The organism is Reichenbachiella sp. 5M10 (assembly GCF_002742335.1).
Lineage (GTDB): Bacteria > Bacteroidota > Bacteroidia > Cytophagales > Cyclobacteriaceae > Reichenbachiella.
Genome location: NZ_MDGR01000007.1, coordinates 722,412 through 742,887, shown reverse-complemented (window position 1 = coordinate 742,887; position 20,476 = coordinate 722,412). Strand labels below are relative to the sequence as shown.

Annotated in this window: 20 protein-coding genes and 1 tRNA gene; 11 read left to right on the top strand and 10 right to left on the bottom strand. The window is 46.3% G+C overall.

The window, feature by feature from the left end; all coding sequences use genetic code 11:
* The first annotated feature begins 122 nt into the window (after nt 1–122).
* From BFP72_RS03045 to BFP72_RS03035, 3 genes are all read left to right on the top strand, one after another.
* Nucleotides 123–1,037, top strand: coding sequence for an AraC family transcriptional regulator (locus tag BFP72_RS03045; RefSeq protein WP_099597700.1), 915 nt, complete (start codon nt 123–125; stop codon nt 1,035–1,037).
* A 277-nt stretch (nt 1,038–1,314) separates the two neighbouring features.
* Complete coding sequence (locus tag BFP72_RS03040; protein WP_099597699.1) at nt 1,315–1,626, top strand: hypothetical protein; 312 nt, start codon at nt 1,315–1,317, stop codon at nt 1,624–1,626.
* Nucleotides 1,627–1,661: 35 nt separating this feature from the next.
* Nucleotides 1,662–2,222, top strand: a complete 561-nt coding sequence (locus BFP72_RS03035; RefSeq protein ID WP_158233256.1) for a DUF2867 domain-containing protein — start codon at nt 1,662–1,664, stop codon at nt 2,220–2,222.
* Nucleotides 2,223–2,235: 13 nt separating this feature from the next.
* On the opposite strand, the gene BFP72_RS03030 is transcribed toward BFP72_RS03035, so the two are convergent.
* Together BFP72_RS03030 and BFP72_RS03025 are read right to left on the bottom strand one after the other, a co-directional pair.
* The gene (locus BFP72_RS03030; RefSeq protein WP_099597697.1) at nt 2,236–4,578 is read right to left on the bottom strand and encodes a type IA DNA topoisomerase; all 2,343 of its coding nucleotides are present in this window, start codon (nt 4,576–4,578) and stop codon (nt 2,236–2,238) included.
* A gap of 43 nt (nt 4,579–4,621) precedes the next feature.
* Entirely contained in the window at nt 4,622–5,098 is a 477-nt protein-coding gene (locus BFP72_RS03025; RefSeq protein WP_099597696.1) for a YchJ family protein, read from the bottom strand.
* A gap of 198 nt (nt 5,099–5,296) precedes the next feature.
* Between BFP72_RS03025 and BFP72_RS03020 the strand changes: the two genes are divergently transcribed.
* Nucleotides 5,297–5,503, top strand: a complete 207-nt coding sequence (locus BFP72_RS03020) for a hypothetical protein (protein WP_099597695.1) — start codon at nt 5,297–5,299, stop codon at nt 5,501–5,503.
* Nucleotides 5,504–5,520: 17 nt separating this feature from the next.
* Here the strand turns inward: BFP72_RS03020 and BFP72_RS03015 are convergent, their stop codons facing one another.
* Both BFP72_RS03015 and BFP72_RS03010 read right to left on the bottom strand, forming a co-directional pair.
* On the bottom strand, nt 5,521–6,513 hold the full coding sequence (locus BFP72_RS03015; RefSeq protein ID WP_099600668.1) for a 2-hydroxyacid dehydrogenase: 993 nt from the start codon (nt 6,511–6,513) through the stop codon (nt 5,521–5,523).
* A gap of 124 nt (nt 6,514–6,637) precedes the next feature.
* Nucleotides 6,638–7,399, bottom strand: a complete 762-nt coding sequence (locus tag BFP72_RS03010) for a DUF952 domain-containing protein (protein WP_099597694.1) — start codon at nt 7,397–7,399, stop codon at nt 6,638–6,640.
* A gap of 119 nt (nt 7,400–7,518) precedes the next feature.
* Between BFP72_RS03010 and BFP72_RS03005 the strand changes: the two genes are divergently transcribed.
* Nucleotides 7,519–8,493 (top strand): polyprenyl synthetase family protein, encoded by a 975-nt coding sequence (locus BFP72_RS03005; protein WP_099597693.1) that lies wholly within the window; start codon nt 7,519–7,521, stop codon nt 8,491–8,493.
* Here BFP72_RS03005 and BFP72_RS03000 read toward each other — a convergent pair whose 3' ends face one another.
* Genes BFP72_RS03000 through rsmA form a run of 4 tightly spaced genes read right to left on the bottom strand, consistent with a single transcriptional unit; the run spans nt 8,494 to nt 13,539 of the window.
* Nucleotides 8,494–10,413 carry an ATP-dependent DNA helicase RecQ gene (locus tag BFP72_RS03000; RefSeq protein ID WP_255397147.1) on the bottom strand — a complete coding sequence of 640 codons (1,920 nt, stop codon included), beginning with the start codon at nt 10,411–10,413 and terminating at the stop codon, nt 8,494–8,496.
* A gap of 38 nt (nt 10,414–10,451) precedes the next feature.
* Nucleotides 10,452–11,384, bottom strand: coding sequence for an NAD(P)-dependent oxidoreductase (locus BFP72_RS02995; protein ID WP_099597692.1), 933 nt, complete (start codon nt 11,382–11,384; stop codon nt 10,452–10,454).
* A gap of 12 nt (nt 11,385–11,396) precedes the next feature.
* Complete coding sequence (gene mgtE, locus BFP72_RS02990) at nt 11,397–12,761, bottom strand: magnesium transporter (protein WP_099597691.1); 1,365 nt, start codon at nt 12,759–12,761, stop codon at nt 11,397–11,399.
* The gene (gene rsmA, locus BFP72_RS02985) at nt 12,754–13,539 is read right to left on the bottom strand and encodes a 16S rRNA (adenine(1518)-N(6)/adenine(1519)-N(6))-dimethyltransferase RsmA (protein WP_099597690.1); all 786 of its coding nucleotides are present in this window, start codon (nt 13,537–13,539) and stop codon (nt 12,754–12,756) included. Before rsmA ends, mgtE begins: the two co-directional genes overlap by 8 nt.
* Nucleotides 13,540–13,623: 84 nt before the next feature.
* Here rsmA and pdxA point away from each other — a divergent pair, with 84 nt between their 5' ends.
* Genes pdxA through BFP72_RS02970 form a run of 3 tightly spaced genes read left to right on the top strand, consistent with a single transcriptional unit; the run spans nt 13,624 to nt 15,865 of the window.
* Nucleotides 13,624–14,649, top strand: coding sequence for a 4-hydroxythreonine-4-phosphate dehydrogenase PdxA (gene pdxA, locus BFP72_RS02980; RefSeq protein WP_099597689.1), 1,026 nt, complete (start codon nt 13,624–13,626; stop codon nt 14,647–14,649).
* A 1-nt stretch (nt 14,650) separates the two neighbouring features.
* Nucleotides 14,651–15,265, top strand: coding sequence for a 4'-phosphopantetheinyl transferase superfamily protein (locus BFP72_RS02975; protein WP_158233255.1), 615 nt, complete (start codon nt 14,651–14,653; stop codon nt 15,263–15,265).
* A gap of 36 nt (nt 15,266–15,301) precedes the next feature.
* Nucleotides 15,302–15,865 carry a redoxin domain-containing protein gene (locus BFP72_RS02970; protein WP_099597687.1) on the top strand — a complete coding sequence of 188 codons (564 nt, stop codon included), beginning with the start codon at nt 15,302–15,304 and terminating at the stop codon, nt 15,863–15,865.
* Nucleotides 15,866–15,870: 5 nt separating this feature from the next.
* Here BFP72_RS02970 and BFP72_RS02965 read toward each other — a convergent pair whose 3' ends face one another.
* The gene (locus BFP72_RS02965; protein ID WP_255397146.1) at nt 15,871–16,737 is read right to left on the bottom strand and encodes a transglutaminase-like domain-containing protein; all 867 of its coding nucleotides are present in this window, start codon (nt 16,735–16,737) and stop codon (nt 15,871–15,873) included.
* A gap of 107 nt (nt 16,738–16,844) precedes the next feature.
* The gene (locus BFP72_RS02960) at nt 16,845–18,470 is read right to left on the bottom strand and encodes an acyl-CoA carboxylase subunit beta (protein WP_099600665.1); all 1,626 of its coding nucleotides are present in this window, start codon (nt 18,468–18,470) and stop codon (nt 16,845–16,847) included.
* A gap of 316 nt (nt 18,471–18,786) precedes the next feature.
* Here BFP72_RS02960 and BFP72_RS02955 point away from each other — a divergent pair, with 316 nt between their 5' ends.
* The 3 genes from BFP72_RS02955 (at nt 18,787) to BFP72_RS02945 (ending at nt 20,328) form a co-directional block, all read left to right on the top strand.
* The gene (locus BFP72_RS02955) at nt 18,787–19,197 is read left to right on the top strand and encodes a thioesterase family protein (RefSeq protein ID WP_099597686.1); all 411 of its coding nucleotides are present in this window, start codon (nt 18,787–18,789) and stop codon (nt 19,195–19,197) included.
* Entirely contained in the window at nt 19,190–20,152 is a 963-nt protein-coding gene (locus BFP72_RS02950; protein ID WP_099597685.1) for a YihY/virulence factor BrkB family protein, read from the top strand. Before BFP72_RS02955 ends, BFP72_RS02950 begins: the two co-directional genes overlap by 8 nt.
* A gap of 91 nt (nt 20,153–20,243) precedes the next feature.
* Nucleotides 20,244–20,328 (top strand) — tRNA-Ser (locus BFP72_RS02945).
* The last annotated feature ends 148 nt before the right edge of the window (nt 20,329–20,476 follow it).

Here is a 20,476-nt window from a genome sequence, read left to right as displayed (position 1 = left end):
CCGGACTAAAATCGATGAAAGGATCCGTCTGACCCTCAACAGCGGCTCGTTTCATCGATATCCCTACGAACACAACTTGCACAGCTGTTCTCCGTTTCAACTACCACTTAAGTCCCACAGTCATGACACACAAACTGCGAAAAATTGAAAGCATCAGTGACTTTCATCGTGTGAGAGGCTTGTCTAGTCCCTTGCACCCTATGATCAGCCTGATAGACTATAGTCAGGTCCAGACGCTTCCCGAACACATCGGCGAACGATGGTTGATGAACTTCTATTCGATAGGACTCAAGCGCAATGTCGGCAAACTCCGCTATGGACAGCAAGAATATGATTTTGACGAAGGATTGATGTCCTTCATTGCGCCCGGCCAGATCCTGAGTATCGAACCCAACACCAACCCAAAGGTGAAACCGAGTGGATGGCTGCTGCTGATTCATCCCAATTTCTTGTGGCATACGCCTTTGGCTACCAAAATCAAGCAACACGAATTCTTTGGCTACACGATCCATGAGGCCCTGTTTCTTTCTGAAAAGGAAGAGCACACCATCGTAGGTATATTCAACAACATCCAACAAGAGTACGACTCCACGATCGATGCCTTCAGTCAGCGCATCATCATCGCACAGATCGAGCTACTACTCAACTACGCCGAGCGATTTTATCAACGGCAGTTCATCACCCGCAAGATCAGCAATCACCAAATCCTCGGTGAACTGGAACGAGTACTCGACGAGTACTATGCTGGACAAAACTTGGCCAGTCGAGGTATCGTGACGGTACAATATGTCGCCGATGCCTTGCACGTCTCGCCCAACTACCTCAGTAGCCTGCTCAAATCCCTCACTGGGCAAAGCACCCAGCAACACATCCATGAAAAGCTGATCCAAAAAGCAAAGGAACAACTCTCCACTACCGACTTGTCCGTGAGCGAAATCGCATATGCACTGGGTTTTGAACACCCCCAATCTCTCAGCAAGCTCTTCAAAAGCAAAACCCAACTCTCCCCAGTAGAATTCAGGCAATCCTTCCAATGAACTTCTATAGAAAAACCTTGTCCTAGGTTTGAAATAAAACGTCATTCCCTGCATTTTCAGTCCCAAGACACAAGGCCTTACACATCAAAAACTGTACGCACATAGAGTGGGGTCTAGCTACTGAAATCTACACCCGTCCGACTGATCAAATTTTGTAGAAACTCCTTATGGGCAATACAACGGGATCAACTAACTTTCCCTTCCAGTCGCCACTGTGTCGTGTTTGAGATTGAAATCAACACGTCCCTTTGGCACACAACACCTAAACAGAATTAGAATGATAGTATGGTCAGGAAAGGGTATTCTCTCTGTCTTAATATTAGTACTCGCATTTGTACTGCTCTTTGCATTGTTGCCAGCAGCACATTTTCAATGGGCCTTTTCACTAAGTTTTTTCATAGCCGGAGCGTTCAGCTGGTTCATGGGCAAAAAATGGAATGCGCAACAGAGCAGAATTGTCATTGACAAAGCCAGTGGACAAGAGATCGAACTCAAAACCAATCACAGCCTCTTCTGGATCAAAATGCAATATTGGGGCATCCTATTCGGTATCATCGGAGTACTCTTCTTGGTACTCATGTTCAAATGATCCCCGCTTGTATGGAGGCAAAATTGACAAACGATATGAAAATCACTAAAACAGATCTTCCCCAAAAATCCATACTGAGCACAAGCGAATACAACTATGACTATGTCGATAGTTTTCGAGGTGCATTTGTAGACGAAACTAAGCGCGTCGATTCTACACAAATTGGGCAGTCATTTTTCAGCGCTGGACCCAAATGGGTAGAAAACCTGTTCGAACTGAGAAACAAATTGGTCGGACTGATTGGGCTCAAAACGTCGGGAGATGCTACGACCAGACAGCAAATGCTGAATCGTTTCAACTGTGAGCCAGGTGAACAAATGGGGCTTTTCAAAGTACTTCATAAAACCCCACACGAAGTGGTACTGGGGGAAGATGACAAACATCTAAATTTTAGAGTATCCCTGTGGATTGACAATCACTCCTCTGACAAGACGCTCAAAAATCTAACCATCTCTACGACTGTACAATTCAACAATTGGTTTGGGAGATTGTACTTCATACCCGTCCGCCCTTTTCACAAAATCATTGTACCCACGATCCTCAAGGGCATCATTCGTGATATAGAACGTCTCAACGAAAAGCTCATGGCAAATTGAGCCGCAAGACTACCTACGCTCCCAAAAGCTGTAGAACGAGCGCTCTAGTCAAGGGTTGGCCCTTGGCATTGGCTTTGAGTTCTTGGTAAGCATACCTAAAATCACAGCCTTCCTTCCAACGGCTACAGCCATAGGCCGTTTGCCCCTTGATTAGCGTGCCTTGCTTACATTTAGGACAAACTGGCATCTCTGCCTCACCCGTAGAGGCAGAGGTCTTTGACTTTTTCGTCTGAGCTGTAGATCTGTCTTCAAACTCGATCTCATAGCCATCAGTCAGCTTCAAAATACCATCAACTTTTCCCCCCTCACGTACAAACCCCTTGAGCTTGGTGGTGGCCTTCTTTTCAAGCAAGCGCTGTAGTTGCTTCTCAGTGAGTTTTTTGTCTAGGTACTTGAAGGGCAATCGCAATTTGCAGCCCTCCTTCCACTGACTACATCCATAGCCTTGTTTTCCCTTGAGGATCTGTCCTTTTTGGCATTTGGGACAAAGTGTGCCTACCAGCCCTACTTTAGTTGCAGTTTTGGCAGGGGATTTCTTGGCCGCCTTCATCTCTTCTGCCGTAGCGAGTCTCGGCTTGCCCGTCTCCATCCTCACCTCGTAGACGAGCTCATCCACCATTTTTTTCATGTTGACAATAAACTGCCTAGCACTGTACTCCCCCTCTTCGATCTCTTTGAGCTGTTTCTCCCATTGGCCTGTGAGCTCTGCGGATTTGAGGAGTTGGTTTTGGATGGTATCGATAAGCTGGATCCCCATCTGCGTCGGCACAACCTGTTTTTTGCGTCGCTCGGTGTACTTCCTACGAAACAGCGTCTCGATGATATTGGCCCGAGTCGACGGCCTCCCGATTCCATTGGCTTTCATCAGGTCACGGAGTTCATCATCCTCCACCTGCTTGCCTGCTGTCTCCATGGCTCGTAGGAGTGATGCCTCGGTGTAGTTCTTGGGAGGTTTGGTGGTCTTCTCGACAAATGTCGGTTCGTGAGGGCCGTGCTCTCCCTGCTCAAAAGACGGCAATAGGTTATCCTCTTCGTCCTCCTTGTTGTCCTCGTCTTCCTCACTTCCCTTTTTCCCTTTCGGGAAAAGCACACGCCAACCTTCTTTGAGTATCTCCTTGCCAGTAGCGACAAAAGGCACCCCTGCTACCTCAGCGGAGACCTGTGTCTTGGCGACCTGACAGTCTGGGTAAAAAACCGCCAAAAATCGCCGTGCGATGATGTCATAGACTTTCTGTTCGTCGGCACTCAATGACTTCTCCTCCCCTGTCGGAATGATCGCATGGTGATCCGTCACCTTCTTGTCGTTGAACACCTTGGCGGACTTGCGAATCGTCTTGTCCAGTATCAATTGAGTAAACTCCGAATAGCTCGTCATGCCTCGCAAGATTGCAGGAACTTTGGGATACATGTCGTTGGGTAGAAAAGTCGTATCCACTCTAGGGTAAGTCACAACTTTGCGTTCGTAGAGTCCTTGGATGAGTTTGAGGGTCGCATCCGCGGTAAACCCAAACTTGTTGTTGCAGTAGACCTGCAAACTCGTCAAATCAAAAAGCTTCGGTGCATATTCTTTGCCCTCCTTCTTTTCCACACCCGTGATGTGTAGATCCTCTCCATTGACTCGGTTGAGGAGCTTCTCCCCGTCTTCTTTGGTATAAAACTTCCCCTCTGTGTGGTTAAACTTCGTCTCACGGTAGAGCGTCTGCAGTTCCCAGTAAGGCTGAGGTTGAAAATTTTCGATTTCATAATAGCGGTTGACAAGCATCGCCAAGGTAGGCGTCTGTACACGCCCGATAGAGAGTACTTGCTTGAATCCCCCATACTTCAGTGTATAGAGTCGCGTAGCATTCATGCCCAACAACCAATCACCAATCGCACGAGAACTACCTGCATAATAGAGATTGTCAAACTCCTCAGCGGGTTTGAGCTGCTCAAAGCCCGTACGGATGGCTTCTGTCGTGAGCGAAGAGATCCATAGGCGCTGTACTTCTCCCTCAAAACCCGCTTCTTTGATCACCCAACGTTGGATAAGCTCTCCTTCTTGCCCAGCATCCCCGCAGTTGATGACAACTTCAGCTTGATCTAGCAAGCGCTTGATGGTCTGAAACTGTTTTTTGACCCCCGAGTCATCCATGACCTTGGTCTCAAATCTCTCGGGAAGCATTGGCAAAGTATTGAGGTCCCAGCGCTTCCAATGTGGCTTGTAATCTTCTGGAGGATAGAGCGTACAAAAATGTCCAAATGTCCAGGTCACCTGATAGCCGTTCCCCTCGAAATAGCCATCGTGGCGATCTTTCGCTCCGATCACATGAGCAATCTCTCTGGCGACACTCGGCTTCTCAGCAATACAGACTTTCATATACGGTACAATAGCGGTGAATCAACACGCCCAACCCCATGGGCTAGGCACAACATTTTTTATACTTCTTGCCACTTCCACAGGGGCACGGGTCATTTCGAGAAACTTTTTTGGTGAGGTCGATCGCTTCGGGATCAAACACCCCATCGACGTAGTACCACCCGTCCTCCTCTTGCAAAAACGACGAGCGCTCATGCAATACCTGTTCGAGTCCTTTGGCGTCTGCAAAGTAAGCTTTGAACTCTACGATACCATGCGAGTCATGAATACGACCGTGCTCTACTGCTATGATCTCAAGCTTGGTCCAGGTATTGTCAGTGGACCATTGAGCCAGCTCATCCACAGTCTGCTGAGCCCTCTTCGAGGCATGTGTCGTTTGGTACAAATAGTTCGCTTGACCCACAGCATAAGCTGTGTAGCGCGAGCGCATCAAAGCCAAAGCTGTCGGTGCAGATTGTTGGAGAATAATAGGCTCACAACATTCAGCATAGGTCTTTTTAGAACAACATGGACATTTCATCGGTTTCTAAATTTGGTGCTTCACATGGACTGCAAATATACCCTCTCTCCCATGCCATGAAAGCGATACCGCTCGATTTCTACAAATCACTTCAAAACTTCATCAGTCCATCTTCTACCAGCCTATCTCTGCGAAAATTCACCAAAGACAAACTACGTAGATATTGCTTTCAATTCCGAAAAGCAGTACCTTTAAAGCATGACAACTGAGCAAAGAAAAATATCTCTCATCAGCTGGATCTCGAACTTAGAGGACGAATCTGTGTTGAGCAAAATTGAGGATTTTCGAGATGCCAATTTGGACGAGTATCCTCATGAAATCGTAGACCTACTCAAAATATCTGATGCCCTCAGAGTGAAAGGCTGCATCGAGCGAAACAACCCCAAAGACAAAGTCGAACAATAACTCACATTCTCCTCAATTTACACCTTCACTTCATTGACAAGTGGCTCTCCTTTGCTATAGCTGGTGAGGTTATCCATCACTGTCGTCGAGATACCCTCGAGTGCCTCGTCCGTCAAAAATGCTTGATGTGAGGTAATCAACACATTGGGAAAGTTGATCAAACGTAAAATCATATCGTCTTTGATGATAGTATCCGATAGATCCTCAAAAAACAAATTCTCCTCTTGCTCATAGACGTCTATACCCAGATAACCTATCTCTCCTTTTTTGAGCGCATCAATCATATCCTGTGTATTGATCAATGCCCCACGGCTGGTATTGATCAGCATGACGTTGGGCTTCATCTCTATCAGTACTTCACGATTGATCATATGGTGAGTATCAGGGAGTAGTGGACAGTGCAACGAGATTATATCTGATGTTTCGTAAAGTTCCTCCAATGACACATATTTCACCCCCATGGTTTTGAGTTCTTCTGATGGATACATGTCATAGGCCAATAGCTCACACCCAAAACCTTTCATGATTCGGCAGAAAGCCGCTCCGATTTTACCCGTACCGATCACTCCTACAGTCTTACCGTACAGATTGAATCCTATCAAGTGATCCAACGAAAAATTCCCATCTCTTACGCGATTGTATGCTTTGTGTGTTTTGCGGTTGAGCGTGAGTATCAGAGCCACGGCATGTTCTGCAACCGATTCGGGAGAATAGGCAGGCACGCGTACAACCTTGAGCCCTGCCTCTTGTGCGGCTTTCAAGTCCACGTTATTGAACCCCGCACAACGCAGAGCAATGAGCTTCACGCCGTTTGCCGCCAACTCACTTATGACCTTAGCATCTACTGTGTCATTGACAAACACACAGACGGCATCAAACCCTCGAATCAACCCTACGATAGCGGCATCTAGGGTATGTTCAAAAAACACCAACTCATGCCGATGCTCTCGATTCATTTCTTCTAAATAGGTCCTGTCATAAGGTTTGGTACTAAATATCGCAACTTTCATTTCTATAATGGATGTGATTGAAAAATCGTGTGGCATATACTCCACGTGCTTCTAAAATAAAACAAAGTCGTATCGAACACAAACGATAAGGTCGTACTCTGCTTCCCGCCCCTTCTGGTGTTCTTCAGCTCAACAAAGCCTGTAATTTTTCTTCTCCATCAAAGGCCAGGGCCTGAAGCACACTCGACTTAGGCAACACTCCTTTGATATGCGGAAAAGAGGCTTGTCTCGCTTCGACATACTCCCATTCTAGTGGTACGTTGAGCTGACTCGGATCTATCTCTAGCAGTACCATTGCTACACTCGAATCAAAATACAGTTGATACGAGGTACTCAACTCCTCCCTAAGGGAAGCATGGATAAATCCTTCGTCATCCAGCGAAGGGTGACGATAGTTTGGCTCCCAAGTCTGCTGCTGCCAATGTTCATGAGTCGTCAGATGATAGATCAGTTGCCCAGATTTCCTTTGCTGGGTACGCAGCAGTTCATAGACAAAGCGGATCATGTCCTTGACTTCAGGATGAACCTGATAATACAAAAACAAGTGTTGGTGATTCTTCTCTTCTAGGACCAGTGCTTTTTGCCCAACAAATCCCCAGTACATCAACCCGAAAAAAAAGAATACACTAAAAAGGTTGAGTTGATAATGATACCACCCCAATCCCAAAGCCATCATGGACAAAGAAGTTCCAATCCCACCTGCCACCAGAGCAATTATGAGTTTCTTGTCTTGCACCTGCATACTTCTAATCCAGGGCATATCCACCCGTGTGTGTTTTCCCTTGTAGACAACCAAAAGCGCCCCTGCAAAGCAAACCAATCGATTGGACATGTCGCCTTCCTTGGACAAATAGCATTGCCATAAAATCACCTCTTCACTCGACATAAATCGTTCTGTATTTTCTTCCCCAAACTAATTAATGTTAGGGAATTCAATCAATTAATTAAATAATTAATCGTGGGAGGAGATCATTAGCATCATTGTGTTAATATTGTGTCCAAATCATGGCTTTGAAGATTAAAGACATACAAGCACCCGTCGCAAATGAGATGACTGAATTCGAAAAGAGGTTCAGACAATCCATGAAAAGCAACGTGATGTTATTAGACAAAATCATGTCTTACATCGTCAAGCGGAAGGGCAAACAGATGCGTCCGATGTTCGTTTTTTTGACGGCCTCTACGGTCGGTCAGGTTCAGGACTCCACCTATCGCGGCGCTTCTCTCATCGAGCTCCTCCATACTGCCACCCTCGTACACGATGATGTAGTGGATGAGTCAACTTATCGCCGAGGTTTTTTCTCTGTCAACGCACTGTGGAAAAACAAAATAGCTGTCTTGGTTGGGGACTTTCTACTCTCTCGTGGCATGCTACTCTCCATCGATAACGAAGATTTTGATTTGCTCAAAATCGTCTCAGAAGCCATCCGTGAGATGAGTGAAGGAGAGATCCTACAAATGGAAAAAGCCAAACGCTTAGATATCACCGAAGAGGTCTACTACGAAATCATCCGACAAAAAACAGCCAGCCTCATCACGGCATGCTGCAAAGTCGGCGCGGCATCCACAGGGGCAGACAGCGATACCGTCCGCGCCATGGGTGAATTTGGTGAGAAAGTCGGTATGGCGTTTCAAATCAAGGATGACCTCTTCGACTATGGGACACAAGAAATCGGCAAACCTCTCGGGATCGACATCCGTGAAAAGAAAATGACTCTACCACTGATCCATGCTCTCAATCAGTCTAACTGGTCCGAGAAAAGACGCATCATCAATACCATCAAGAAGCACAACGAAAACACCAAAAAAGTCAATGAAGTCATTCGATTTGTAATCGAAAAAGGTGGACTCGAATATGCAGAAGGAGTCATGAATCGCTACCGTCAGGAAGCAATAGATATCTTACACACTTTCCCTGATTCTGAGGCGCGTCAGTCTTTGGAACAACTCGTGCAGTTCACCATCGAGCGCAACAAGTAATCATCCCGCCGCAGGTACGAGCTCTACCTGCAAGTCATCACTCACAAACACGATTCCATCATCCATCATCTTGCGAAGTGCCTCAGCAAACACAAACTCGTTGTACCCATAAGTTTGGCCCTTGAGTACCTTTACCATTTGAGGACCTGACTCTAAACTAGCCATAATCGCCCGTTTGACTTTGTCCAATTCTCCCTCAAAACCCTGCTCCTTTTTAGCACGGATGCAGACATCACACACACCGCAGTTGAGGTAGGCATGCTCGTCAAAGTACTCCTGAAAAATCCTCGTACGACAGAGTTTATTGTTATTGACATAATCAACCATCGCCTCAGTCTTCTCCTTGATCACGGCTTGCCGAGGTTCGGTCAGTCGATGATAACGCTTGAGAGCGGACTGCTCAAGTCGCGGTAGCAAATAGGTCAGTTGAGGCTTGGTTTTCATGGCATCATATACTACCAAATCGTGCTGCTCCAAAAAATGGAGTTTCTTGATCACTTCACTCTTGGCATCTTGACTCAGCTTGGCCAATTCGAACTCTGAGATGCTAAAAAAATCGTTGTACATTCCTCCGCCATACAAGCGAAGCATGGCCTTGATCAGTGGTTCGTATTTGGCATGCGAAATACTGAATTTATACACTTCACTCGGACTAGCGCTGATTTTGAGACTACTGGACTTGCTCGTATTTTCAGTTAGCAGAAGTAAACCCATCTCCTGCAGCTTTTTGATGGCATGATGCACCTCCATAGCTTGGAGCTTGTATTGATACGAGAACTCCTTGAGATCAAAATCAAAGCTCTGCCATTCGCTACTCCCGGTAGCGAGCTTGTAGTAATTGGCCAAAGCTTGATAGATCCGTTCGAGATACGTCAAAGTCGGGTTGCGCATCTCTTCGCTCCGCTGGAGGTTATAGATATCTGTCGACCCATAGAGCAATACGGCAAAGGCATTGCGCTCATCACGTCCTGCTCGTCCAGCTTCCTGATAGTAGGACTCTAGCGAATCAGGGAGATCCAGATGGATGACACAGCGTACATCAGGCTTGTCGATCCCCATCCCAAAAGCATTGGTACACACCATGACACGCCGTAGGTTGTTGATCCAATCGGCCTGTTTGCGCGACCGCACTTCAGGAGCTAGCCCTGCATGATAAAAATCCGAAGAGATATTGTGCTGATAAAGGAAGCGTGCGACGTTTTCGGTTTCTTTTCTCGAACGGACATAAACGATCGCACTTCCTTTCACATTCGTGAGGATTTCCAGCATCTTAGGTCCTTTATTCTCGAGTTGAAATACCGAGTACGACAAATTCCTTCGTGCAAAACTCTTCTGAAAAACCGCTACCTCCTTGAATGCTAACTTATCACAAATATCTACTTTGACCGCATGCGTAGCAGTAGCCGTCAAAGCAATCCGTTTGACATTCGGAAGCCACTCGTAAACTTGGTTTATTTCCGCATAGGAGGGACGAAAATCATAGCCCCACTGTGAGATACAATGCGCTTCGTCTATGGCGAGCAGACTGACATTCATCTGCTTGACACGTGCCACAAACAGCTCTGATCCGAGACGCTCTGGTGCAACGTAGAGAAATTTAACCTGCCCTTGCACACAATTGTCCAAAAGAATATCAATCTCACGATGTGGCATACCCGAGTACAAAGCAGCAGCCTTGATTCCACGCTTTTTCAACTGATAAACCTGATCATTCATCAGCGCCACAAGTGGGGAGACCACTAGGCACATCCCGTCTAGCATCAAGGCAGGAACTTGGAAACATATGGATTTTCCTCCACCTGTAGGGAGGAGTGCTAGCGTATCTTGTCCTGCCATCACCGAATCGATAATATCCAGCTGCATGGGACGAAAATCCTCATAGCCCCAATATTGATTCAGTATGTCATGCGCTGTAGCCAAGTGTCAAAAATAAATGTTTTGGATCAAGGCCAAACCTCTTAGAGCCCCAATGCATGGATCTTTTTGGCCAAAACCCGATTGATATTTTCATAGGACTCTATCGTCCAGCCACCTATGTGTGGAGAAAACAACACTTGCTCCATCTCAAAGAGTTCTGCATAGACCTGCTGCTGCTCGGTGGTGAGCGTTGCAAATTTTTCGTTTTCCAAGACGTCCAAGCCAGCATGCGTCACCTTGCCAGATTTGAGTGCGGCGAGAAGGTCTTTGGTACAGATCACCTCTCCTCTAGCACCATTGAGTAGAACAATTCTTTTCTTGAATTGATTCAGAAAACTAGCATCGACCAACTGGCGCGTTTCATCGGTCAGCGGGGTATGAAGACTAAAAATATCGGCTTGTGCAAAAACATCCTCAAGCCCCACTTCCTCCACGTAGAGATCCGAAAAATTGGTCTTGTACTTGTCATAGGCAATCACACGACAACCAAAGCCCGAAAGCTTCTCCGCGACTGCACTCCCCATATAGCCATAGCCTAGAAGTGCGACGGTCTTGCCACTCACTTCAAATCCACGATTGCCTTCACGATCCCAGACATAGCTACGTACCTCTCGATCTGCCTTACGCAGGTTATTGGATAGGCTGAGCAACATGCCAAGCATATGCTCTCCCAGCGCATCCCTGTTGCCTTCCGGAGCATTAACTATCATGATGGATTTTTCGTCCAAATAATCTACGTCCAGCTGGTCGATACCTGCTCCAGCTCTGGCAATAAATTTCAAACTGGGCTTAGAAGACAGCAGGTCTTGATCGATCGTAGTTTTGCTACGGACTATCATACCGATGTACTCATCTGCCGCGTCGATGATCTCCTGTCTCGAGATCTGCGGGAGATAGTCCGATTCGTACCCGATTTGGGTGAGTCGCTCGCCGATACTGGCGTGCATTTCATCTATGATGAGTATTTTTTTCATGTATATAATAGACTACAATCCGTACAGTTGATGCGCTACAAAAAAGTACACCCCTAGTCCCAACAAGTCGTTGGCGGTAGTAATGAAGGGTCCCGACGCAATCGCAGGATTGACACCAAATCGATTCAATAGAAGAGGTGTGACGGTACCCATGAAGGAAGCCAAAAGCACCACGCTAAAGAGTGCTACACTCACGGTGGTCGCAATCGCTTGGTCAGAAGTAGAAAAAATCACGATACCAAACACAATCAAAGCGAGAATCACACCATTGACAGCCGCTACCATGATCATTTTTATCAATTTTTTCCAAATAGAGTCACTGAAAACACTCGAATTGGCCAACCCCTGCACAATTATAGTCGAAGACTGTATCCCTACATTGCCACCGGTCGCGGTGATCAGTGGGATGAAAAATGCCATCGCAGGTACAATGGCGATATCCGCTTCAAACAAGCTGATGAACCGCGCACCTAGCAACCCGCCCACAAGTCCTATGACCAACCACGGCAAACGTGCCTTAGAGATGATCCATACACTGTCATCATCCTCTACGTCCGCGGAGATACCTGACATCCGCTGGATGTCTTCTTCGGCATTTTCGGTGATGACATCTAGGACGTCATCAATGGTGATTCGTCCTACGAGATTACCTCTTACATTCACTACAGGTAGAGCTTCCAAATCGTACTTCTGCATGATCTGGACCACCTCCTCTTCTTCGACATAAGTCTCGACAGACACGATATCTTCGTCGTAGATATCAGCAATCTTGGCATTGTCTTCGGACAAAATGATTTTTTTAAGAGACACCTTGCCCAGTAGTTTTTCATTGTCATCTACTACGTAGACTGAGTAGATTTTTTTTACATCTTCGGCTTGTTTTCGGATCTCCTCGATGCAACGCTGGATCGTCCAATTGTGGTTGGCCTTGATAAGCTCCTTGCCCATGAGTCCACCCGCTACATCATCCGCATAGCGCATGAGATCCAAGATATGGCCTGCCTTTTCTTCGTTTTCTACCTGAGCGATGACCTCTTCTCGCTTGGTGATCGGCAAGATATTGAGGATATTGACACCATCATCCGAATCCAAGTTATCGATATACTTAGCCGTCTCTTCGGACGAAAAATTCTCTAAAAACCGGCTCTGTATATCCTCCTCCAACTCGACAATCACACGAGCCCCAACTTGAGGATCCAGCAATTCCAAGACATACTTGGATTCCTCTGCATCAAACTCCTCTAGCAATTCGGTGATATCTGCAGGGTTAACACCCTCCAGAGTACCTTGGATAAAACTCTCCTCTTGATTTTCCACCGCCACGGTGAATCGCTCTAAAAACTCTTTAGACAGTTCGAAATCCATGATCTCAGACATTACTTTCAATCAATTTGGTGAGGACTATAAAATCTTGGACCGACAGCTGCTCGGCACGCTTGTCAAACACCGCTTGCTCTCTGATCGTATCCGGTAAATTTAGTGGTTTTAAGGCGTTGCGCAAGGTCTTTCGACGCATTTGAAACCCCGCTTTCACCACTCTTTTGAAGAGCTTTTCGTCACAACCAAGATTCGTCACCTTGTTTCTACGGAGCCTGATGACGCCTGAATTGACCTTTGGAGGAGGGGTAAACACATTGGGCGGTACCGAAAACAAATACTCAATATCATAGTATGCCTGCAGCAACACACTAAGGATACCGTAATCCTTGTTGCCTTCTTTGGAGGCAATGCGCTCAGCCACTTCCTTTTGGAGCATCCCTACGACCTCATCCACGTGATCCTTGATCTCCAATACTTTGAAAAAAATCTGCGACGAAATGTTGTAAGGGAAATTGCCAATGATGCTAAAACTCTTTTGTCCCATGAGCGTCATGAGGTCTTGCTTCAAAAAATCCGCATAGAGTATATCTACATTTTTTCCGTCGTACTTTTGATGGAGGTATTCGATGGATTCCTTGTCCAGATCCATCAACAACAAAGAGTCCACACCTTCATGATCGACCATAAAATCCGAAAGCACACCCATCCCAGGCCCTACTTCGAGCACGTTAGGATTGTGATCGGAATCAAGCAATGCCCCCACGATTTTTTCTGCAATAGACAGATCGTTGAGAAAGTGCTGGCCTAAGCTTTTTTTCGGCTTTACATGCGCCATAGAGTTATTGTTTTTATTTTAAATTGCAAGCCAATGCTGTGCCTCGGGCACAAACTGCATTGATCTAAATGTAACCACAAAAACATGGAGAAAGACAATAAGAACCAAATAAGAAAACCAATCATCGGTATTTCTATTGGGGACATCAACGGTATCGGTCCCGAAGTAATCATCAAGGCGTTGGGCAACAACAAAATGACCAAATTCTTTACTCCTGTCATCTATGGTTCGGCAAAAGTACTTTCATTTTATAGAAAGTCACTCAATCAAAACAATTTCAATTTCACACCGATATCTGACATCAAAGATGCCTACCACAAAAAGGTCAATGTGCTCAACTGCTGGGAGGAAGATGAAGACATCACTCCAGGAGTGAGCAACGAAACAGGTGGGCGCTACGCCTTTCTGGCCCTCGAAAAAGCCACCGAAGATCTCCGAGCAGGCCGCATCCAAGCGCTGGTGACAGCTCCAATCAACAAACTCAACATCCAAAACGACGAGTTCCAGTTCCCAGGCCATACGGAATACCTAGCCGAAAAAGCAGAGGTCAAAGATAGTTTGATGTTTATGATATCTGACACTCTCCGTGTAGGCGTACTCACTGGGCACGTCCCTCTCAAAGACGTAGCAGCGGGCATCACTAAGGACAAACTCGAAAAGAAACTCAAGATGATGGTTGGCTCGCTCAAAAAAGATTTTGGGATTCAAAAACCTAAGATTGCCGTACTCGGGCTCAACCCTCATGCAGGCGAAGACGGTCTCTTAGGATCAGAAGAAATAGAGATCATCAAGCCGGTCATCGACAGTCTTAAAGACAAAGGTCAAATCATCCTTGGCCCTTTTCCTGCAGACGGATTCTTTGGCAATGGCATGCAGCACAAATTTGACGCAGTACTCGCAATGTACCATGACCAAGGGTTGATCCCTTTCAAAAGCCTGACCTTCTCCAATGGCGTCAACTTCACCGCAGGGTTGCCCTTCGTCCGTACCTCACCAGATCACGGTACAGCTTACAGTCTAGCTGACAAAAATGAAGCAGACGAAAGCTCCATGCGTACAGCAATATTTGCTGCACTGGACATCTCCAATCACCGCCTGGACAACCCGTAGAATGATCAAGAAGCAAATCAAAGTATCCAACAAAATCATGCTTGGCATCTGGGAAATCAACGAGCCACTCGATCGACTAGAAGCCCAGTATCACGCCAAAGAACTGGAGCGCATCGCGCACTATCACCCTACCAAAAAGGCCGAACACATCGCTTCTCGCCAACTCATCGAGTCGATGTGCCAGGGATTGGACATTCCCTTTCATGGCATCTGCAAAGACGACCATGGCAAACCTCACCTGATCGACTCACCCTACCACATCTCTATCTCTCATAGCTACCCTAAAATCGTCGCTCTCATCAACCTAGAGAGGCCTGCAGGGATCGATATCGAAAAACCCCGCGAACAACTCCTGCGTGTAAAACGAAAATTCCTCAATGAGGAAGAGCTCGCTGCATGCAATGACAACCTCGACAAACTGTGTAGCTACTGGTGCGCCAAAGAATCAATCTACAAAATCCACGGTCGCAAGAACCTGAGTTTTGTACAGAACATCAAAATCCAAAAAATAAAAGACAGCCAAGTACTCTGTACCGTACATCGCGACGGGCAGCAGGAAGACATCATCCTCAATTTGCAAAAGGAGGATGAGTACATCATCACCTACAATTTGTAAATTGACCCTGTCACAAGACCTGCTCGATCCGACACCATGAAAAAACTACTCTTCTTTCTAAGCATCAGTCTTATTGCTCCTGCACTACAGGGACAAGACATAGACATGAATTTTCTCAAACTTTGGGACGTAGAAAAAGAAGATATCGTCACCTTACCGCTCCAACAATCCGTCAGCGTCTTGATATTCACCAGTAGCTCTTGCCCATACGATCAACTCTACGACGAGAGGATCCGTGCACTCCATACCCAATACAAAGACCGAGTAGACTTCATCCTCATCAATGCCTACACTCCTCGACAAGGCAAAGAACTAGCGTCCAAAACCAAAGCACAAGCTAAACAATTTGACATGCCCTACTTCATCGACCTCAATCAAGATGCAGCGAATCTGTTTCAAATCGAAAAAAGTCCAGAAGTAGCTATACTGGCAAAACCTCAAGGAAAATACACACTAGAGTACCATGGCGCCATCGACGACAGCCCTCAATCCGCCAGCAATAGCAAGCATCACTATGTAGAAGATGTGCTCAATAATTTGCTTCAAAACAAGCCGTCTCCGCACAGGTTCGTCAGACCTGCGGGATGTAGAATACGCTAGAACAATTAGCGTTTCGTATGATCCAATACCTGAAGAAGCACCTTCACATCGTCAGCCTTCTTGTACTCTCCAAGTTTCTCAAAAGAAGCGATGAGATTTCGTAGTGCTCGCATGACGATATCTAGATGCGAACACGGCTGATAGTACACCTCTAGTTTGGACAAATGCAACTGTTCAATGTAGTTATCTATATCCTCTTTGGTAAAGATGATCCCGTTGTTGAAAACGTTGATATAAAACTGAGTATCCTCTCTTTTGTATGTCAGAATGAACAGGTTAGGCAAATTGACTCCATAGATGGGCATCTTGAGTTTTTGGGCGATGAGCATATAGATCACACAGAGACTCAATGGGTTTCCCTTCTTGGACTCCATCACGAGATTGATCATCCCGTTAGACGGGGAATGGAAATTCTTGGAATTGGGACGAAACTTGAGCCGATTGTACATGATATCATTCAAAATCTTGACCTCCTGTATAGGCGTATACTCCCCATTAAACTCTTTCCACGCTTCGTAGTAAAACTGCTCCAGTTTGCGAGTCAAAAACTTCAGGTTGAGATCTGGGTATTGATAGTTGGCGACCAACATGAGTCCTTCGAGTAGGTCCTCAGCTCCATTGGTTTTCCACTCCAGAAGGCGTTCTTTGAGAAGCTCATATTGGAGGTCATGGATGATGTCCTCGATCTTGATACGCACATCTGGTATCAAACTATTTTTCATCCATTCCTTTTCCAAATAAGGAATAATGCTCGTCCCCAATGACATCAATTTCTCCTCCACATGATGTGTCACTTCGACATCCTCATCGTCGAGGAGCGATATGAGAGCGGTCAATTCCTTTTCGTTGATATCTATCGTATCCTCTGCCATTTATACTATTCCAATTGAGCTGCGAAGCTATCAAAGCCACGCTCCCATATCAATGAAGATAGGGATATTTGTTTCAAAAACATAGCGTACATACGCCAAAGACGACATCAGGTTTGGATCACTCCCACGTTGAATTTGTCCAATGGTGCATGATTGGCCGCCTCTATACCCGTCGAAATCACTCGTCTCGTATCCAATGGATCGATGATCCCGTCTATCCATAGACGCGCCGCTGCGTAGTAGGGGCTCAATTGTTCGTTGTACTGTGCTGTAATCTCCTTGAGAAACTCGGCTTTACTTTCTTCACTGACCTCTTCCCCCTTGCCCTTCATGGACGCCATCTTGATCTGTAGCAGCGTATTGGAAGCCGCCGCTCCACTCATCACGGCCATCTGTGCACTAGGCCAAGCATAGATCAGTCTCGGGTCATATGCTTTGCCACACATGGCATAATTGCCCGCACCGTAGGAGTTGCCCAGAATGAAGGTAAACTTGGGCACAACCGAATTGGCCATCGCGTTGACCATCTTTGCTCCGTCCTTGATGATACCGCCATGTTCCGCTTTGCTCCCCACCATGAATCCACTCACGTCATGCAAAAACACCAAAGGAATCTTACGCTGGTTGCAATTCATGATGAATCTCGCGGCTTTGTCTGCCGAGTCGGAGTAGATCACCCCTCCCATTTGCATCTCGCCTTTTTTGGTTTTTACCATCTTGCGCTGATTTGCTACGATCCCTACGGCCCAACCCTCGATACGCGCATGTCCACAAAGCAGCGTTTGCCCATAGTCTTTCTTGTATTCGTCAAATTCCGACCCATCGACCAATCTCTCAATCACCTCTCGCATGTCATAGGGTTTGACGCGATCTGTCGGAAACACCCCGTATAACTCCTCCTCGTCAAGCTTTGGAGTTTGGGCTGCTGCTCGGTCAAAACCTGCCACTTGAGGTTGGCCGATCTTGTCAAAAATCCGTTTGATCGCATCGAGACAGTCTTCATCCGAATCATACTTGTTGTCCGTCACACCCGATATCTCACAATGGGTCGTCGCACCTCCAAGGGTTTCATTGTCAACACTTTCGCCAATGGCCGCTTTGACCAAGTAACTCCCCGCCAAAAAAATAGAGCCTGTCTGATCCACAATCATTGCTTCGTCCGACATGATCGGCAAATAAGCCCCTCCCGCTACACAACTGCCCATGATCGCAGCGATCTGCACGATCCCCATAGCAGACATTTTGGCGTTGTTGCGAAACTGTCGACCAAAGTGCTCCTTGTCAGGAAATATCTCATCCTGCATTGGCAAGTATACACCTGCACTATCCACAAGGTAGATGATCGGTAGTTGATTTTCCATGGAGACCTCCTGTGCCCTCAGGTTCTTCTTGGCAGTGATGGGAAACCACGCTCCCGCTTTGACCGTCGCGTCATTAGCTACCAGGACACAAGTCCTACCCTGTACCTTGCCGATGCCCGTGACCACTCCGCCAGAGGGGCAGCCACCTTGTGCGATGTACATGCCTTCTCCAGCAAACAAACCTATTTCTACAAAATCGTTGGGGTCATCGAGCAAGTAGTCTATGCGCTCGCGTGCACTCAGTTTGCCTTTGGCATGTTGCGCTGCAATCTTCTTCTCTCCCCCTCCAAGCTTGACTTTTTTGGCTCGCTCGTGGAGTCTATAGATCATTTGCTTGTATTCGTCTTCATTTTTGTTGAATGCTATATTCATGCTATGCTGTTTTTGATTTCGAATGTCTCCATTCGTTGGGTTGTCGGACATAAGTTAAAAATTTAATTACTTGATCGACATGATTTGACATGAATTCTTGCACGACTCGCTGTGCTCTTCTCCTCGATTTTGACCAAGTTAATCACCGTCAACCCCACATTCCCAACACTTGAAGTCCTCCTAGCGCTACGCCTACAAATCCCCTCCAGCTCCACTCATTCCACTGATTTGATAGCGTATCAAAATCGCCACAGTGTACAAAATAGTATTAATTAATGTATAGATTGCAATAAATTCAGAACACCTAATCAACTCTATGTTTGAGTCTACAACACAAGTCAGAGTCCGCTATGGCGAAACCGACCAAATGGGCTATGTATACTATGGCAACTATGCCATGTACTACGAAGTGGGGCGTGTAGAATCCCTTCGATCACTTGGCTTGTCATACAAAGAGCTAGAAGATATGGGCGTCATGATGCCTGTCCTAGAGCACCGGTCCAAGTACATCGCTCCAGGCAAATACGACGAACTCCTCACAATCAAAGTCAAAATACCTAGCCTGCCTGGCGTGAGAATACGATTTGAATACGAGATATACAACGAACAAGATAAACTGATCAATATCGGTGAGACCACTTTGGTTTTTGTGGACATGCAAAGCAACAAGCCGTGCAGGATGCCGGAAGTAATGGAAAAACTACTAGCTCCTTATTTCAATGATTAGAACCTACGTCCATAAAAAATTCCTAGCGTACAATTGGTACAAGAGGTTTATCAAGCTACTCAAAACCACGCGACTCAACAAACGTCGCACCACCCTCTACAATGCCATCGTCATCTTCCTCGACAGCATCTTGGACAGCCGCCTGCTGACTATGGCCAGTGGTGTAGCTTTTAGCTTTACGTTGGCGATCTTTCCGTCGATCATATTCATCTTCACGCTGATCCCCTACATCCACAGTGTCTTGCCTCATATCGACGCAGATAGTATCATGAACTTCATGTCCAATGTCATGCCGGACAACATGTTTCGAGCAGCCACAGACACCATCGAAGATATCGTCAGCAACAAACGAGAAGGACTGCTCTCCTTTGGGGTACTCTTCGCACTCGTGCTCGCTACCAATGGCATGCACAGCTTGATGACTGCATTTAACAGCATCTACAAAACCGTCGATCGCCGGAGTTTTCTCAAAACACGATTGATCGCCACCGCACTCACACTGATGATGGCTTTTGTCCTCTTCCTATCCATTTTCTTGTTGGTCGTTGGCAAAGCTTTTCTCGCCCACCTCTCTGACACCTCTTTTTTCAGGGCCGAGTACATCTACCACCTCATCGTCCTGCTCAAGTATGGCATCATCGCTGCATCCTTCTTTATTGCCATCTCATTGATCTACTACTTCGCTCCAGCAATCAAGGATCGATGGACCTTTTTTTCTGCCGGCACTGTCTTTTCGGCAGGTTCATGTGTAGCAGCTTCCTACGCTTTTTCTTATTACATCAACAACTTCTCTACCTACAACAAATTCTACGGATCACTCGGGATGCTCATCGCATTGATGATCTGGCTCTACCTGCTATCGATCATTTTACTCGTCGGATTTGAGTACAATGCCAGTGTGGATCGAGCCGTCCATTCGGACAAAATAGAGGTGACTACCTCAGTGTTTGAATAATTTTTTACTTTTTTTCGTAGAGGATTTGACTAGATAAAATATTCTTCTACATTTGCACTCCCATTCAACGGAATGGCAATGTAAACGACCTAGAGAAGTGGCAGAGTGGTCGAATGCACCGGTCTTGAAAACCGGCGTACCGCGAGGTACCGGGGGTTCGAATCCCTCCTTCTCTGCAAAACTCCCTAGTACCAAAGTACTAGGGTTTTTTTATGCTCACTTTTTTCTCTCTACAAATACTAAAAAAATCATACTTTCGGATCGCTCTGTATTTCTAAGGAGATTGACCCAAGATCACTTCGTCATTCAAGGTTCATGAATCCA